At 48.9% G+C, this 16,550-nt stretch carries 13 protein-coding genes; 7 read left to right on the top strand and 6 right to left on the bottom strand.

All coding sequences use genetic code 11. The features are described 5' to 3' along the window. The first annotated feature begins 57 nt into the window (after positions 1 to 57). The 4 genes from hisS (at position 58) to AC3ARB_RS09900 (ending at position 5,199) form a co-directional block, all read left to right on the top strand. The gene (gene hisS / locus AC3ARB_RS09915; RefSeq protein WP_488320396.1) at positions 58 to 1,335 is read left to right on the top strand and encodes a histidine--tRNA ligase; all 1,278 of its coding nucleotides are present in this window, start codon (positions 58 to 60) and stop codon (positions 1,333 to 1,335) included. A gap of 6 nt (positions 1,336 to 1,341) precedes the next feature. Then, on the top strand, positions 1,342 to 1,647 hold the full coding sequence (locus AC3ARB_RS09910; protein WP_488320395.1) for a hypothetical protein: 306 nt from the start codon (positions 1,342 to 1,344) through the stop codon (positions 1,645 to 1,647). Position 1,648: 1 nt separating this feature from the next. After that, positions 1,649 to 2,194 carry a CvpA family protein gene (locus AC3ARB_RS09905; RefSeq protein WP_488320394.1) on the top strand — a complete coding sequence of 182 codons (546 nt, stop codon included), beginning with the start codon at positions 1,649 to 1,651 and terminating at the stop codon, positions 2,192 to 2,194. Between the two features lie 674 nt (positions 2,195 to 2,868). Beyond that, a complete protein-coding gene (locus AC3ARB_RS09900) occupies positions 2,869 to 5,199 on the top strand; it encodes an endonuclease MutS2 (RefSeq protein ID WP_488320393.1) in 2,331 nt (776 codons plus the stop codon). A gap of 80 nt (positions 5,200 to 5,279) precedes the next feature. On the opposite strand, the gene AC3ARB_RS09895 is transcribed toward AC3ARB_RS09900, so the two are convergent. Then, positions 5,280 to 6,059, bottom strand: coding sequence for an MBL fold metallo-hydrolase (locus AC3ARB_RS09895; protein WP_488320392.1), 780 nt, complete (start codon positions 6,057 to 6,059; stop codon positions 5,280 to 5,282). Positions 6,060 to 6,170: 111 nt separating this feature from the next. Here AC3ARB_RS09895 and AC3ARB_RS09890 point away from each other — a divergent pair, with 111 nt between their 5' ends. Beyond that, on the top strand, positions 6,171 to 6,593 hold the full coding sequence (locus tag AC3ARB_RS09890) for an Lrp/AsnC family transcriptional regulator (RefSeq protein WP_488320391.1): 423 nt from the start codon (positions 6,171 to 6,173) through the stop codon (positions 6,591 to 6,593). Between the two features lie 74 nt (positions 6,594 to 6,667). Beyond that, complete coding sequence (gene trxA, locus AC3ARB_RS09885) at positions 6,668 to 6,982, top strand: thioredoxin (protein ID WP_488320390.1); 315 nt, start codon at positions 6,668 to 6,670, stop codon at positions 6,980 to 6,982. A gap of 28 nt (positions 6,983 to 7,010) precedes the next feature. On the opposite strand, the gene mutY is transcribed toward trxA, so the two are convergent. The 5 genes from mutY to AC3ARB_RS09860 all read right to left on the bottom strand — a co-directional run bounded on the left by mutY (position 7,011) and on the right by AC3ARB_RS09860 (position 15,003). Continuing rightward, positions 7,011 to 8,171, bottom strand: coding sequence for an A/G-specific adenine glycosylase (gene mutY, locus AC3ARB_RS09880; RefSeq protein ID WP_488320389.1), 1,161 nt, complete (start codon positions 8,169 to 8,171; stop codon positions 7,011 to 7,013). A gap of 104 nt (positions 8,172 to 8,275) precedes the next feature. Continuing rightward, entirely contained in the window at positions 8,276 to 10,534 is a 2,259-nt protein-coding gene (glgP, locus tag AC3ARB_RS09875) for a glycogen/starch/alpha-glucan family phosphorylase (protein WP_488320388.1), read from the bottom strand. Then, positions 10,527 to 12,035, bottom strand: a complete 1,509-nt coding sequence (gene malQ / locus AC3ARB_RS09870; RefSeq protein WP_488320387.1) for a 4-alpha-glucanotransferase — start codon at positions 12,033 to 12,035, stop codon at positions 10,527 to 10,529. Before malQ ends, glgP begins: the two co-directional genes overlap by 8 nt. Positions 12,036 to 12,273: 238 nt before the next feature. After that, positions 12,274 to 13,290, bottom strand: a complete 1,017-nt coding sequence (locus AC3ARB_RS09865) for a LacI family DNA-binding transcriptional regulator (protein WP_488320386.1) — start codon at positions 13,288 to 13,290, stop codon at positions 12,274 to 12,276. Positions 13,291 to 13,389: 99 nt separating this feature from the next. After that, positions 13,390 to 15,003 (bottom strand): glycoside hydrolase family 13 protein, encoded by a 1,614-nt coding sequence (locus tag AC3ARB_RS09860; RefSeq protein WP_488320385.1) that lies wholly within the window; start codon positions 15,001 to 15,003, stop codon positions 13,390 to 13,392. Between the two features lie 232 nt (positions 15,004 to 15,235). On the opposite strand from AC3ARB_RS09860, the gene AC3ARB_RS09855 reads away from it, so the two are divergent. Then, on the top strand, positions 15,236 to 16,501 hold the full coding sequence (locus tag AC3ARB_RS09855) for an extracellular solute-binding protein (RefSeq protein WP_488320384.1): 1,266 nt from the start codon (positions 15,236 to 15,238) through the stop codon (positions 16,499 to 16,501). Positions 16,502 to 16,550 lie beyond the last annotated feature (49 nt).

Here is a 16,550-nt window from a genome sequence, read left to right as displayed (position 1 = left end):
CCCCAATTTTTCAAGATTATGGTAAAATAAAAGGAAACGCATAGAAAAGAGAGACCCATGACCCTACAAAAACCTAAGGGGACCCAGGACATTCTGCCGGGTGCCAGCCAGCAGTGGCAGGCCTTGGAGGCCCTGGCCCGTGAGACCTTTGCCAGCTACAACTACGCTGAAATCAGAACGCCCATGTTTGAGCACTACGAGGTCATCAGCCGGTCGGTGGGCGATACCACCGACATTGTGACCAAGGAGATGTACGATTTCTACGACAAGGGCGACCGCCACATCACCCTGCGGCCAGAAGGGACGGCACCAGTTGTCCGCTCATACGTGGAGAACAAGCTCTTTGCCCCTGAGGTGCAAAAGCCTGTCAAGCTCTACTACATGGGCCCCATGTTCCGCTACGAGCGGCCCCAGGCTGGGCGGCTCCGTCAGTTCCACCAGATTGGGGTGGAGTGCTTTGGCTCTGCAAACCCAGCGACTGATGTGGAAACCATGGCCATGGCCTATGACCTTTTTAGCCGTCTGGGGGTTGAGGGCGTGACCCTCCACCTCAACAGTCTAGGCAGTCCAGAGAGCCGGGCGGCCTATCGCCAGGCCCTGATTGACTACCTGACCCCGCTGGCGGAGACCCTGTCTAAGGACAGCCAACGCCGCCTCAACGAGAACCCTCTGCGGGTTCTGGACAGCAAGGATGCTGCTGATAAGGTTGCGGTTGAGAATGCCCCGTCCATTTTGGACTATCTGGATGAGGCCAGCCAGGCTCACTTTGACCAGGTTCGGGCCATGCTGGAAGAGCTGGACATTCCTTATGTGATTGACCACCGCATGGTGCGGGGTCTGGACTACTACAACCACACCATTTTCGAGTTCATCACCACGGTGGACAAGACCGAACTGACCATCTGTGCGGGTGGCCGCTACGACGGTCTGGTTGAGTATTTCGGTGGCCCTGCCACCCCTGCCTTTGGTTTCGGTTTGGGCATGGAACGCCTGCTTCTCATCTTGGAAAAACAAGGCCTTGCGCAGCCATTGACCCCGGAGCTGGACCTTTACGTGGCGGTTTTGGGGGCTGACGCCAATAGCCGAGCGCTGGAGCTGGTTCAAGCTGTCCGCAAACAGGGCTTCAAGGCCGAACGCGATGTCCTTGACCGCAAGCTCAAGGCCCAGTTCAAGTCAGCCGACGTGCTGGGAGCCAAGCTCCTTATCACCCTGGGTGAGAGCGAGGTTGAGGCTGGTCAAGTCACCATCAAGAACAACCAAACCCGTGCCGAGGAGACCGTCAGCTTTGACCAGCTGCGGACGGATTTCGCAGGGATTTTAGAGCGATTGCACTAGGAGGATATGATGACAAAAAACCGTTACAAATTTACCTTCGGAGATAAGGCCTTTACCTTGACCCTGGCCAAAGACAACCTGCTCATGGAAGAAGTGGAGCGTTTGGCCAAGAGCAAGTACGAAGCCCTCAAGCAAAAACTGCCCCAGGCCGACACTGAGACCCTGGCCATTGTCTTAGCCATCAACAGCCTGACCGTTCAGCTGGAGCGGGAAAAGGCCTTTGCTGAGCTAGAGCGGGAATTGGCTGAACTGAAGGCCAGTCAAGCACCTGAAATCCGTATGGATCAGACCAGCCTGTTTGAGGACGAGTAATATGGTGTTATCGCTAGTTATGGCTCTGGCCTTGGCCTGGCAATTTTACCTGGGCTACAGCCGAGGGCTGGCCAAACAGGTTTACCTGGTCTTTGCCTTGGTGGTCTCCTTTGTTTTGGCACAACTCAATTATCTGGGTGTGGCAAACAAGTTAACGCTCTGGGTCCCATATACTCAGGCTGTTGAAGAAAAAAATCTGCCTTACTTTGCTGAGGTCTCGATTTTCGAGATGGATAAAGTCTTTTATGCAGGAGTGGCTTTCCTCTTCATTTTTCTAGGAAGCTATTTGGTCTTGCGTCTCTTGTCGCTCTTGCTTCACCTTTTTCCTCTGGAAAAATTGGATCGACCTGGATTGAATGCCGTCAGTGGTGGCTTGTCGCTTTTAGTGACCGTGGTGTTTTGGGGGACAACAGCCAAGCTCTTGGCGACCCTGCCCTTTGACCAGGTTCAAAGGGTTCTGGAGGCTAATATTTTTCTCAAGAGCCTTATCAATCTACCCTTGCTGTCTCAACTCCTCCACCAACTCTGGGTGACGAAGGTTTTGTGAGTGAAAGCAACCACCTGAACTTAGCTCAGGTGGTTTTTAGTTTTGAAAAAGGGAAAATGACAGTTGGCGACCTGATAGCTACCAGTTAAGATTTTTTGCCCCGTTTTATCCCCGCTTTTAGTAAACTGAACTTGTCTTGAACAAGAGAGGCGATAAAAATGAAGCGGAGGTTATCATATGAGAAAAAAAGATAGGCAGGCGGCAGTCGAACAGGCGATAGACTACTTAAACCAGTTGGCTGATTGCCTGGCCAGTCATTGGCCAGACGAAAGGGACTTGCTCGCAGTATTGGGCCAGTTGCAGGCGAATTTGTCGAGGGCTCAGTTGCCCCAGGACCAAGATTGGCAGGTTTTAAAGCTAGGGCTAGATCGGTTTGATACCTGTTGCCACTATCGTGGGATAGAGTTGACCGTGTTAGCCAGCTATTTTAGGACGCAGTTGGATACCCTGCTTGCCGTTCAATTGAAGTTTAGTGCCCAGAAAACAAGTGTCTCAGACAGGCTCTTGTCTTGGTTGCTTCGGTATTAAGGACAAAAAAACCAAGCCCGGCTGTCGCCGAGCTTGGTCTTAGGAGATTTATGAAAAAGAATAAATCAATTATAATCATCTTAGCTTAAAAATAACTTAAACAGAGTAAAAACCGTTTGAAAGGCAACTTGTGGTATAATAGAGGCATGCAAACCAAGATTATCGAACAGTTAGAATTTGACAAGGTATTGGCGGGATTTGCCCCCTACCTTCAGACCGAGCAGGGCAGGGACCAGCTGGACCAGTTGGCACCCATGACCCGCCCAGACAAGATTGAGCGGGCTTTTGCTGAGGTTGGTGAAATGGCAGAGCTCTTTGACCATGGCCAACCAGTGACCCTAGGGTCGGCCAAAGACATCGCTCAGAGCCTGAAACGCTTGGAGTTGGGGGCAGACCTCAACGTGGACGAGTTTATCCAGCTCAAACGGATTTTGCAGTTATCTGCTGAATTAGGACGGTTTTACGCTGATGTGGACACGGTTAAGCTTGAGGCCCTGGCAGCCATTTTTGACAAGCTGGAGCAGTTTCCAAGCCTTCAAGGGAGCTTGCAGGCCATCAACGATGCAGGTTTTATCGAAAGTTTTGCCAGCCCAGAATTGGCCAAAATCCGCCGTCAGCTGACCGAGAACGAGGGCAAGATCCGCCAGGTCTTGCAGGACTTGCTCAAGAGCAATGGCGACATGCTCAGCGAACAGCTGATTGCCAGTCGAAACGGCCGGGCGGTTTTGCCAGTCAAAAACACCTACCGCAACCGAGTGGCTGGTGTGGTCCACGATATTTCCAGCTCAGGGAGCACGGTCTATATCGAGCCACGGCCGGTGGTCCAGCTCAACGAGGAGTTGACCCAGTTGCGAGCCGATGAGCGGCACGAATTGGCTCGGGTCCTGCATGGCCTGTCTGACATGGTTCGGCCCCAGACACGGGCCCTGTCAACCAATGCTTGGGTGATTGGTCGGATTGACCTGATTCGGGCCAAGACTCTCTACATGAAGGATAAGAAGGCCAGCCTGCCTAGCCTGTCTAAGGACAAGTCGATTCGGTTGTTGGCTGTTCGTCACCCCCTCTTGGCCAATCCTGTGGCCAATGACCTGCATTTTCCAGATGACCTGACGGCCATCGTCATCACAGGTCCCAACACGGGTGGTAAGACCATCATGCTCAAGACCCTGGGCCTGGCCCAGCTCATGGCCCAGTCTGGTCTGCCAATTTTGGCGGAAGAGGGCAGTCGGGTTGGTCTATTTACCCAGATTTTTGCAGATATCGGCGACGAGCAGTCCATTGAGCAGAGCCTGTCAACCTTCTCTAGCCACATGACGACTATCGTGGAGGTTCTGAAAACGGCTGACCAGGATAGTCTCCTCCTCTTTGACGAGTTGGGGGCGGGGACTGACCCGCAGGAGGGAGCCAGCTTGGCCATGGCCATCCTGGAGCACCTGCGTTTGTCTCAAATCAAGGTCATGGCCACCACCCACTACCCAGAACTCAAGGCCTACGGGATTGAGACCGAGTTTGTCGAAAATGCCAGCATGGAGTTTGATGTCAACAGCCTGAGTCCTACCTACAAGTTCCTCCAAGGGGTGCCTGGTCGCTCAAACGCCTTTGACATTGCCAGACGATTGGGCTTGGCTGAGGTTATCGTTAGCCAGGCAGAGGGCATGACCGACACGGACAGCGATGTCAACCGCATCATCGAGGAACTGGAGCGGCAGACCCTGGAAAGCCGCAAACGCCTGGACCACATCCGAGAAGTGGAGCAGGAAAACCTCAAATTCAACCGAGCGGTCAAGAAACTCTACAATGAATTTTCACACGCCAAGGACAAGGAAGTGGCCAAGGCCCATGCTGAGGCCCGTGAGATTGTGGATTTGGCCCTGGCGGAAAGTGACGCCATCCTGAAAAACCTTCACGAGCGCAGCCAACTCAAACCCCACGAGGTCATCGAAGCCAAGGGTGAGCTCAAGAAGTTAGCGCCAGCCATTGATTTATCAAAAAATAAGGTCCTGAAAAAGGCCAAGAAGGCGCGGGCTGCTCGGGTGGGCGACGACATCGTGGTTCGTGAGTACGGCCAGCGGGGGACCCTGACGGCCCAGCTCAAGGACGGGCGTTGGGAAGCCCAAATCGGCCTGATCAAGATGACCCTCAAGGAGGACGAGTTTAACCTCCTGCGGGCGGAAGCTCAGGACGAGCCTAAGAAGAAGCCGGTGACGGTCATGAAGAAGGTGGCCGGCCGCAACCCGTCGGCCCGCTTGGACCTTCGTGGCAAACGCTACGAGGAGGCCATGCAGGAGCTGGACGAGTTCATCGACCAGGCCCTGCTCAACAACATGGCCCAGGTGGACATCGTCCACGGCATCGGGACGGGGGTTATCCGCGAGGGTGTCGCCAAGTACCTCCGCCGCAACAAGCACGTCAAGAGCTTCGGCTATGCCCCGCAGAACGCTGGTGGCAGCGGCTGTACCATTGCGGTGTTGGGGTAGGTTATAATAGTCATAAAAACCGAGGAGGTTTTTGAAGAATTGAAAAAGGACACTCGTTATTGATGGGTGTCCTTTGGTCGTTAAAAGGTAAGTGTTTCGCCATCTGTTGGGATGGCAAGTCGATCTGAGAAAGCCTGCTCTTGGGCAAACTGACGCAGGTCAGTCCTAGACAATACCCAGTGATTGACAGCTTCCATGTGAACGGCAATGAGTTGAGCTGAGGAATATTGGACGACAGCTAGAATATCGGTCTTATCCATAACAACCCGACCAAGGCCGGCTAAGGCATTGCCGCCAGCATTGAGGACGATGACTTGTGGTTGGTAGCCATCAATAGCGGCTTTGACATCATCGTTCCAGAGGGTATCGCCTGCCAGGTAGAGGGTCTGCTCATTTTCTGACTCAAAAACGACACCACAGACAGAGCCAACTAAATCTTGGATATCTTGAGGGAATTGGCTGAGGCTTTCGACGTGTTCACCATCGGTTTTGTGGAGTGTGATGTTCTCAAAGGTAGTGTTTTCGGTCAGGAGACGGACGTCTGTAAAGCCAGATTCGGTGATAATGGTGGCATCAATGTCATTTTGAACAAAAATCGGTAGGGTCTTGTCCAAAACTTCGGCTGCGACAGGGTCCCAATGGTCAATGTGGAGGTGGGTGACGATGATGGCATCAATGCCAGCCGTGAGTTGGGACAGGTCGATAGGTAAATCTACCAAGGGGTTTGGGTTGGTGTTGCCAGTAATGGCTCCTTCAAAGGCTGGATAGCTTCCTTTAGGTGCCAACATGGGGTCGATGAGGAAGGTCTTGCCAGCATAGCTGAGGCGGGCTGTTGATTGGCGGATGTGTTGAAATTGCATGAGAAAAATCCTTTCAAAAGTGATGTTTCTATGGTACACTAAAAGCGAGGTGTAAGCCAGTTGATTTGTTAAGCCTTTCACTGGAAAAACTTTAGAAAGAAAAGATTTACCATGTTAGATAAGACAGATAGGCATATTTTGACGCTGTTGGAAAAAAATAGTCGCATGACTTTGAAAGAGTTGAGTGAGCTTGTTCATCTGACACCACCAGCTGTTGCTAGTCGTATTCAAAAAATGGAAGACAATGGCATTATTCAAGCCTATACGATAAATATTGACCGCTCTCAGTTAGGGCAATCCGTCCATGTGGTGGTGACGGTCACCTTGATCGAGCCCCTACATGAGCGTTATTTAACTTATATGAAACAATTTTCTGATCACATCACCAATCATTACCGTACCGCTGGGGTAGGGTGTTATCTGGTGGAACTTTATGTAGAAGATAATGCCCTTCTGTCTGATTTTTTGGATGGTTTGGAGGCTTTTGCCTCCTATCAAGTAACCCATGTGATTAACGCGATAGATAAAGAATGACTTTCGTAGCAAATCTTAGCAAAATTTTTTCCTTTAGGCTATAATAGGTTTATCACTAAATAGGAGAAAGAACAATGGCAAAAAACATTACTGATGCAACCTTTGAACAAGAAACCAGCCAAGGTCTGGTTTTGGTGGATTTCTGGGCGACCTGGTGCGGTCCTTGCTTGATGCAGGCCCCAATCCTGGACCAGCTGTCTGAGGAACTCTCAGAAGACGAGCTCAAAATCGTTAAAATGGACGTGGACCAAAACCCTGAGACAGCTCAAAAATTCGGTATCATGAGCATCCCGACCCTCCTCTTCAAGAAGGACGGTCAAGTTGTTAAACAGGTTGCTGGTGTCCACACCAAAGACCAAATCAAGGCCATCATCGCTGAAATTGGCTAAGACAAGGAAAAAAACTGACCTGTTGAGGTCAGTTTTTTCCTTGTTGGTAGGCCGCCCACATTTTCTTCTGCGGGGTGGCAAAGGGGTAGTTATCGAAATCGTCTGGGTGGACCCAGGCGGTTTCTTTGTCTTTGGGAGAAATGGCAGAGCTGACAGAGCCTGAAACCAGCTCCACCTGCCATTTGCGGTGGCTGAAGACGTGTTTGACCTGGGGAAAGCTAGCCTCGGACCAGCTGATGGTCAGGCCATAAACTTGTTCAAAGAGCCCTGCTTGGGACTGGAGGGGCAGTTTATCTGCCTTGGTCCTGATGGGCTGGCCAAAGAGGTCTAACTGCTCGGCTATTGGCGAAGCCTCCAAAAGCGGAAAGGACCAAAAGCCAGCAAGGAGCCCTGTGTCCGTGTTCTTCTCCAGGAGGAAGCGGCCCTGGTCGTCCTGGATGATAAAGGCTTGGAGGGTCAGGGGGAGGGGCTTTTTGAGGGCGCGTTTGATGGGGTAGCGGTCGTAGGTGCCGTTGAGGTAGGCGGCGTTGAAGGCCCGGATGGGGCTCTCGTCAGGGCGAGGGGTCTTGGCGTGCTCAATGTCGGTACCCAGGTCCATGAGGGCCTGGTTGAAGTCGCCAGGCCTGTCAGGATCGATGAGGATTTCCATCATGGTCTGGAAAATCTTGCGGTTTTTGGGGTCGCCGATGTCGTGGTTGACCTCGAAAAGCCGAGCCAGGACCCGCATGACATTGCCGTCAACAGCAGGCTCGGGCAGGCCAAAGGCGATGCTGGCGATGGCACCCGCTGTGTAGGGGCCGATGCCCTTGAGGGAGCTGATGCCCTCGTGGGTCTTGGGAAAGACCCCACCGTGGTCAGTCATGACCTGCTGGGCTGCCGCCTGCATATTGCGGACCCGGGAGTAGTAGCCCAGGCCCTCCCAGGCCTTGAGGAGCTTGTCCTCTGGGGCAACCGCCAAATCAGCCACGGTCGGGAACCAGTCTAAAAAGCGTTCGTAGTAGGGAATGACGGTGACTACCTGGGTCTGCTGGAGCATGATTTCAGAGACCCAAATCTTGTAGGGGTCATTGGTCCGTCGCCAAGGCAAGTCTCGCTTGTTCTGGTCGTACCAGGCCAGGAGGGTGCGACGGAAGGAAGCAATCTTATCAGCATCCCACATCTGGATACCGTAGTCGTTTAAGTTTAGCATAGCAATATTGTACCATAAAATCCTCTGGGCATTAAGGATTTGCTGTGGTCGGCATTGACAAAAGAAAAGAACTAGAAGCCTGTTGCTCTAGTTCTTTGTTTGTTTTAGCGTGACCAAATCTCGTCGTGGTACTGTTGAATGGTACGGTCTGATGAGAAGAAGCCTGCTTTGGCGATGTTATGAATCACTTTCTTCTGCCAAGCGGTGCGGTCTTCGTAGTCCACAAGGACTTGTTCTTTGATGGCGATGTATTCCTTGAGGTCAATCAAGGTCATGAACCAGTCTTTGTTGAGCAATTCTTGGTAGAGACGGTTGAGGCGGTCTGGGCTTCCCAGTGTCAATAACTCATCGCTAACAATGAAGTCTACCAGTGGTTTAATCTGCTCGTCAGCATAGTAGTCACGTGAACAGTAACCTGCGTTGGCATAAAGGTTGATGATGGTGTCACTGTCCTGACCAAAGGTGTAGATATTGTCCATGCCAGCCAGCTCAGCAATTTCCACGTTAGCCCCGTCCATGGTACCAAGGGTGAGGGCACCGTTGAGCATGAACTTCATGTTACCTGTTCCTGATGCCTCTTTAGACGCTAGAGAGATTTGCTCTGAGATGTCAGTGGCTGGAATCAATTTCTCCGCCACGGTAACGTTGTAGTTTTCAACCAAGTGAACGTTGAGGTATGGGCTCACTTCAGGGTCATTGTTAATCAACTCAGACAAGCAGAGAATCAAGTGAATGATGTCTTGAGCGATGGTGTAGGCGGGAGCCGCTTTACCACCGAAGATGACGGTCAACTTGCGTTTTGGCAGGTTGCCAGCCTTGATGTCCAGATACTTATGGATGACGTAGAGGGCATTCATCTGCTGACGCTTGTACTCGTGGAATCGTTTGATTTGTGTGTCGATGATGGAATGCTCGTCAAGGTCGATGCCTTTATTGGTTTTCAAGTAAGCCTTGAGGGCAAGCTTGTTCTGGAATTTGATATCAGCCAGACGGTTTTGGACGGCTTCGTCATCTGCAAAGGCAGCCAGTTTCTCCAACTGAGTTGCATCAGTCAGGTAGCTGTCGCCAATCAATTCCTTGATGTAGGCAGCCAATGGTTGGTTAGCAAATTCCAACCAGCGACGGAAGGTAATCCCGTTGGTTTTGTTGTTGAATTTTTCTGGGTAGATGTCATAGAAGACTTTGAGTTCGCTGGATTTCAAAATCTCAGTGTGCAAGGCGGCAACACCGTTGACAGAAGTCGCGTAGTGGATGTCCATGTGAGCCATGTGAACACGTCCGCTCTCGTCGATAATAGCGAGGGCTGGGTCAGCGTACTCGGCTTTGACACGCTTGTCCAGTTCCTTGATGATTGGCACCAAGTGTGGGACAACTTCTTCAAGGAAGCTGAGCGGCCATTTTTCCAAGGCTTCTGCCAAGATGGTGTGGTTGGTGTAGCCGACCATGTCAGACACGATAGCGATGGCGTCATCTGTGCTGAAGTTGTGCTTGTCTGTCAAGAGACGAATCAACTCAGGGATAACCAGAGATGGGTGCGTGTCATTGATTTGCACGTAAGCGTAGTCTGCCAAGTCGTGCAAGTTTGAGCCGCGTTCAATCGCTTCGTCAATCAAGAGCTGGGCAGCGTTTGACACCATGAAATACTGCTGGTAAATGCGGAGTAACTCACCGTTCTTATCTGAATCATCAGGGTAGAGGAAGAGGGTCAGGTTGTTAGCGATAGCAGTTTTGTCAAAGCTGATACCGTCCTCGATGAGGCTGCTATCAATGCTGTCAATGTCAAAGAGGTTAAGGTAGTTTTTAGTGGATTTTTTGTAGCCCAAAACAGCCATGCGTTTCAAAGAAGAGGTCAGGGTGAAGTCGCGGAAAGGCACCTCGTAGCTGACGTCAGTTGGCAACAACCAACTGTCGTCCTCAATCCAGAAGTTGGGTTGAGCGTCTTGTTGGTTGTTCTTGAAGACTTGCTGGAAGAGACCGCAGTGGTAGTTCAGTCCGACACCTTCACCGTTGATGCCCAAGCTAGATATGGAGTCGATAAAGCATGACGCCAAACGTCCCAAACCACCGTTACCAAGAGATGGCTCTGGCTCGACGTCTTCGATGTCGCTCAGTGATTTGCCAGCTTGAGCCAACTCAGCTTGAACAGCCTTGTACAGACCAAGGTTAATCAGATTATTAGAGAGGAGTTTACCGATAAGGAACTCGGCAGAAATGTAGTAAACCTTGCGTTTGCCATTGTTTTTAGGCATGGTGGCACTCTGCTCCTTAACGTAGTTCAAGAGAGCCACGTAGATGTCCTTGTTGGATAAGTCTTGCAATTTTTGGTTAGTTGTTGTTTCGATGTAGCTTGTAAAATTAGTCATTCTTGTCATTACCTCGTTGATATAGTGTCGTGATATGTGTTAAGAAGTCTTTGTGGTCTTGGGTCAACTCTGCTGGCAGCATTCGCCATTCCCAGTTGCCACCCACAGTTGATGGCAGGTTCATTCTGCTTTCAGCTGGCAGGTCTAAAATATCTTGCATGCTGGCAATAGCTGTCTGGCTGACGGTTGCAAACAAGGTCCGAAGCATGGTTTGCGTGATTGGCTCATCCGAGTGGCGATTTGTATACGCGTTGACATAATCCTTTTGTTTCTGGGTTAGGTTAGCGTACCAGCCATTGATGACTTCGTTATCATGAGTTCCTGTGTAGGAAATGCTGTGGGGCACACAACGGTGAGGGCTGTCAATGCTTTGTCCAGTCGTGTCGAAAAAGCCAAATTGCAAGATTTTCATTCCCGGGAAACCACAGTCAGCTAAGAGTTTTTTGGCACGATCATCAATGTAACCCAAGTCCTCGGCAATGATTGGGAGGTCTCCCAAAGCCTTTTCAACAGCTTCAAAAAGGGCATAGTTTGGACCAGGCTGCCATTTGCCATCGTTGGCTGTCTCCCCATCACCATCAATTTCCCAGTAATCTGAGAAACCTTTGAAGTGGTCGATGCGAAGGTAGTCGTAAATCTTGAAACTCTCTTTAATCCGATAAATCCACCAAGCAAAGCCAGTGTCTTGATGTTTTTGCCAGTTATAAATCGGATTACCCCAGAGTTGGCCATCAGCACTAAAGTCATCGGCAGGACAACCAGCTAAAAAGAGTGGTCGGCGATTAGCATCAAGCTTGAAGAGCTCCGGTTGTGTCCAAACTTCAACACTATCAGCAGAGACATAGATTGGCATATCACCAATAATGCTGATGTGCCGTTTGTTAGCGTAGACCTTCAATTTAGCCCATTGGCTAAAGAAGAAATACTGAGTCACCTGATGGTAAGTGATGGCCTCGGCCAATTGCTCACGGTAGGTCTTCAAGGTCTGGTCGTCTCGTAAAATGGCAGAGCGGTCATCCCATTCTTGTAAGGCACGATTGCCAAAGTGTTCTTTAAGTGCCATAAATTCAGCATAATCTGGCAACCAACTGGCATTGCCAGAGAGAAACTCTTGATAGCTGTCCGCGTGTTGGGCATCAGCCAAGAAGGCTTTGACAGCCTTTTCCAAAATTGGTCGACGAGCCTCAAAAATACGAGCGTAGTCAACTTTGGCTGGGTCATCACCAAAGCTGACTCCATTGAGGTCTTTGGCGCTTAACCAACCAGCTTCACACAGCAAATCAAAATCAATCAGGTGCGTGTTACCTGCAATAGCAGAAAAAGATTGGTAAGGTGAGTCGCCATAACTCGTTGTTGTCAGCGGCAAAATCTGCCAGTAGGTTTGCTTAGTCTCAACCAAAAAATCAACAAAATCATAAGCAGCTTGCCCGAAAGTCCCTACGCCATAAGGACTAGGCAAGGAGGTGATGTGCATTAAAACACCGCTTGCACGTTTGTTCATCGAATATTCTCCTTTAATTGGTGATAAGCCTAGTTTAACGCAACCGGTTGCACAAGTCAAGTGTTTTCTCAAAAATATTAAGAAAGTTGGCGATTTATCTTGCAGATTGAAGAAAACTGAGGTTCAGAGTCATCTATTGGGGGGTATAATCCTCTTTGAGTTAAATTTTTTAACGGGCAAAATAGAAAGAGGAGGTGGGTTAGCATCCCGTCCTCCTTTTGGTAATGTTGTAAAGCTTCTAACGGTAGAGGTCTCTAACGCTCTCACGCTCTTTTAGGGTAAATGGAACAATCACCTCGGAAGTTGTAGGTGGCTGTCCTTTGATCATGCTGATCAGCTGCATCAGGCTGGTTTGCCCTAATTGGGCAACATTGATGTCAAAGGTGGTTAGGTAGGGGTGGAGCATTTTTGAAAAGATGGAGTTGTTAAAAGAGATTAAGGAAAGGTCGTCCGGGACTCGTAACCCATAATATGAAAGAAATTGGATGACACGAACGGACAGTAAGTCTCCGATAACAATCAATCCCGTAATCTTTTCTTTTTGGATAGATTCGATAACCTGATCCAAAGTTAATGGATTACGACGGTCAAAGGGGAGCAAGGGAAATTCGAGTAATTTTTGCTGCTGAACACCTCTTTGGTAGCCACGATAACGTTCTAAACAGACTTTACTGGTCAGATCGTCGGTTACAAATAAGATTTTCTTATGCCCCTTGCGGTGAAGATGAAGAACAGCCTGCTCCCCCATCAACTGGTTGTCATTGTCAATAGAAATCAGATTGGGGCTATCCTCGCTCGGTGTTCCGATGACCACAAATGGAATGCGATGCTGATTTAAGTAGTTTTTGACCGGGTCGTCTTTTTCGGAGTAGAGAATCAGAAAGCCATCAGCCCTCTTTTGACGATACATTAACTTAACCTGTTCAGCTAAATCGCTAACGGAATTGCTGGTCGCAATAGAGACTGTAAAACCTTGCTGCTTAGCTTGGTCGTTAATAGCGGTCAAGATTTCCATGAAAAAGGGCTCACTGACCCGATCGGGTGTTGTCAACGGCGGCAGAACCACGCCGACACATTGCGTCAGACCACTAGCCAGCATTTGGGCTGCTAAATTAGGCACATACCCCAGCTCTTCCATGGCTTGACGCACTCGCTCCTTGGTATTTTGGGAAATAGCAGAGCTGTCCTTGAGCACTCGACTGACCGTCGAGGCATTGACTCCTGCCTTTTTTGCAACATCTTTAATCGTTACCATAGCATAAAACCTCCTGAATAGTCATTTTACCTGATGCCAAGGCTATAATGCAATCATTTGATACGGGAATTTCAGAGTATCAATCCGGTCAGCCACTAATCAATTAGAGGGGGCAAGCTTGACACAGAAAGCGTCCCAAGCACCGAGTTCAATCGATTGGAGTGAGGCAGGGATTGTGCAGTTGGCGATGAGAGGTTCTTGGACTTCCCCATCAAAGGCAAAGGATTGTGGTGATGAGGAGAGATTAACCACGACCAAGTAAGTGTCCCCTTGCCATTGCCGCTTATAAGCAAAAACCTTCTCTGCACTGTCAATCAGTTCATAACTACCGTAAAGCAGCCAATCTTCCTGTTTGCGTAATCGGATCAAGTTTTGATAAGTGTAAAAAACAGAAGCCTTGTCTGCCAGAGCTTGTGTCACATTGATGGTCTGATAGTTTGGATTGACCGATAACCAGGCTTGTCCGGAGGTAAAGCCAGCTTGAGGCTCAGCTGTCCACTGCATTGGTGTTCGGGCGTTGTCTCGTCCGATTTTCTTAATTCGGTCTAAAGTGATGTCATCCTCTTGTCCCTTGTCTTGCGAAGCCTTGATATAGTTCAGGCTTTCGATGTCATTTAGTTGAGAGAAGTCTTCAAACGGAAAATTGGTCATGCCGATTTCTTCTCCCTGATAGATATAGGGCGTTCCTCTCATCAGATGAAGTAAGATGGCAAAAGCTTTGGCTGATTGTTCACGATAATCATTATCATCCCCCCAAATGGAAACAATCCGTGGGAGATCATGGTTGTTCCAAAAGAGGGAATTCCATCCCTGTCCTAAAGGGAGCTCGGTTTGCCATTTTGATAAGATTGTTTTTAAACGTGGTACATCTAACTCGATGTAATGCCATTTATCCCTATTATCTTCGTGTTGAAGGCTAATATGCTCAAATTGGAAAACCATTGATAATTCTTGACGATCAGGGTGAGAGTAACGTTTGGCAATCTCAGGTGTTGCTCCCCAAGTTTCCCCAACGGTTAAGAGGTCTTGTCCCAAAAAGCAAGCTTGGTGCATTTCTTGCAGGTAATCGTGGAGCTTGGGGCCGTTGTTACTAATGCCTTGTTCAGGTACCTTGCCAATCATGTCAATCACGTCCATGCGAAAACCAGAAATCCCTTTGTCGATCCAGAAACGCATCATCTGATAAACCTTCTGACGCAGAGTTGCATTTTCCCAGTTAAGGTCAGGCTGCTTTTGGCTGAAAAAATGAAGGTAGTAGGCCTGGGCTGTCTCATCGTAGGTCCAGGCGGAGCCACCGAAAATGGACTGGAGGTCATTTGGCTCTTGACTCCAGATGTAAAAGTCACGTTCAGGGCTGGTTGAGTCTTCCTTGGCGGTCACAAACCAAGCGTGCTCATCGGACGTGTGGTTCACCACCAAATCCATAATGATGCGAATATCCCGTGCCTTAGCTTCTACAAAGAGCTCCTCCATATCTGCCATACTTCCGAATTCACTAGCAATAGCTTCGTAATCCGAAATGTCGTAGCCATTGTCATCCATAGGACTCTGATAAACAGGCGAGAGCCAGAGGGCTGTGATGCCTAATTCCTTTAGGTAATCGAGTTTGCTGATAATGCCTCTCAGGTCACCAATCCCATCGCCGTTGCTATCCATAAAGCTTTTGGGGTAGATTTGATACACCGTTGCTCGGTGCCACCACTGTTCTGTCATTGCTTTTGCCTCCTTTTTTTATTATAACGTTTTTTAACAAATCAAGCAATCGGTTGCGCGTCTAGCAAGTGCTCTTTTTTTGAAAACCATGCAAGTAGTTTCATAAACGACAGTGAAGGATGAGAAATTAAAATTTTTTTTTATTTTTGCTCAAAAATGCTTGACAATTTGAGCAACCGGTTGCATAATAGAGGTGTAAGAAAAATAAATTTTGTTCGAGGAGGAACAATTCATGAAGAACTGGAAAAAATTTCTAGTATCAACAGCAGGTCTTGTTTTGGCTGGTAGCCTTTTGGTAGCTTGTGGCGGTCAAAAGGCCGATAATAGTGCATCATCTTCATCAGCAGCAACCTCAGGGGCGTCTGATAAGATTAAGCTTTGGGTACAAACAGGTGGTATTGAGTCTATCACCCCCATCGTTGAACAGTTCACGAAAGATACTGGCTATGAGGTCGAGATTCTTGATGCCGACCATTCTAAAGCACAAGAAAACGTTAAGAAAGACCCAAGCGCAGCAGCTGACGTGTTTGCTTTGCCACATGACCAACTTGGTCAGTTGGTAGAATCAGGAATTATTCAAGAATTGCCTGAAGAGTACAGCAAAGAAATTGCTGCAACACAAACTGAACAGGCTATTCTTGGTGCTTCATACCAAGGTAAAACCTACGCCTTCCCTTACGGTATTGAGTCATTGGTTCTTCTTTATAACAAAGGTCTCTTGTCTGAAGAAGATGTGAAATCATATGAAACCATCACGTCAAAAGCAACTTTCGGTGGTACATTCAAAGAGGCTAACGCTTACTATACAGGTTCACTCTTCATGTCTGTAGGAAATACCTTGTTTGGTGAAAATGGTGAAGATCCAGCTGGTACAAACTGGGGTAACGAAGCTGGCGTATCTGTTTTGAAATGGATTGCTGACCAAAACAACAACAAAGGTTTTGTCAACCTTGACGCTAGCAACGTGATGTCACAATTTGGTGAAGGTAAAGTTGCTGCTATCGCTGCAGGTCCTTGGGATTACCAAGCTGCACAAGAAGCTGTTGGCGCAGACAAACTTGGCGTGGCGACTTACCCAACAATCAACATAGGTGGTAAGACTGTTCAACAAAAAGCTTTCCTTGGTGTACGTCTCTATGCCGTTAACCAAGCACCAGCTAAAGGCGATGTGAAACGCATCGCAGCAAGCTACAAGTTGGCAGCTCTCTTGACCAACAAAGAAACACAAGCTAGCCAGTTTGTTGACCGTAACGTTACCCCATCTAACAAAGAAGTTCAAGCCTCTGAAGCTGTTCAATCAAACGAATTGGCACAAGCTGTTATCAAGATGGGTTCCTCAAGCGACTACACGGTTGTTATGCCAAAACTTAGCCAAATGGCTGTCTTCTGGACAGAATCAGCTGCGATTTTGAGTGATGCTTACAACGGTAAATTGCCAGAAAGCGACTACCTCAGCCGCCTCAAACAATTTGATGCAGATATTGCTGCCGCTAAATAAGTTGTGATTATAGAGTAAGTGAGGGGAGGTTTCTCCTCACTTCTTCTAT

It is taken from the genome of Streptococcus sp. ZY171113, from assembly GCF_057748235.1.
This window is presented reverse-complemented; position numbering and strand designations above follow the sequence as displayed.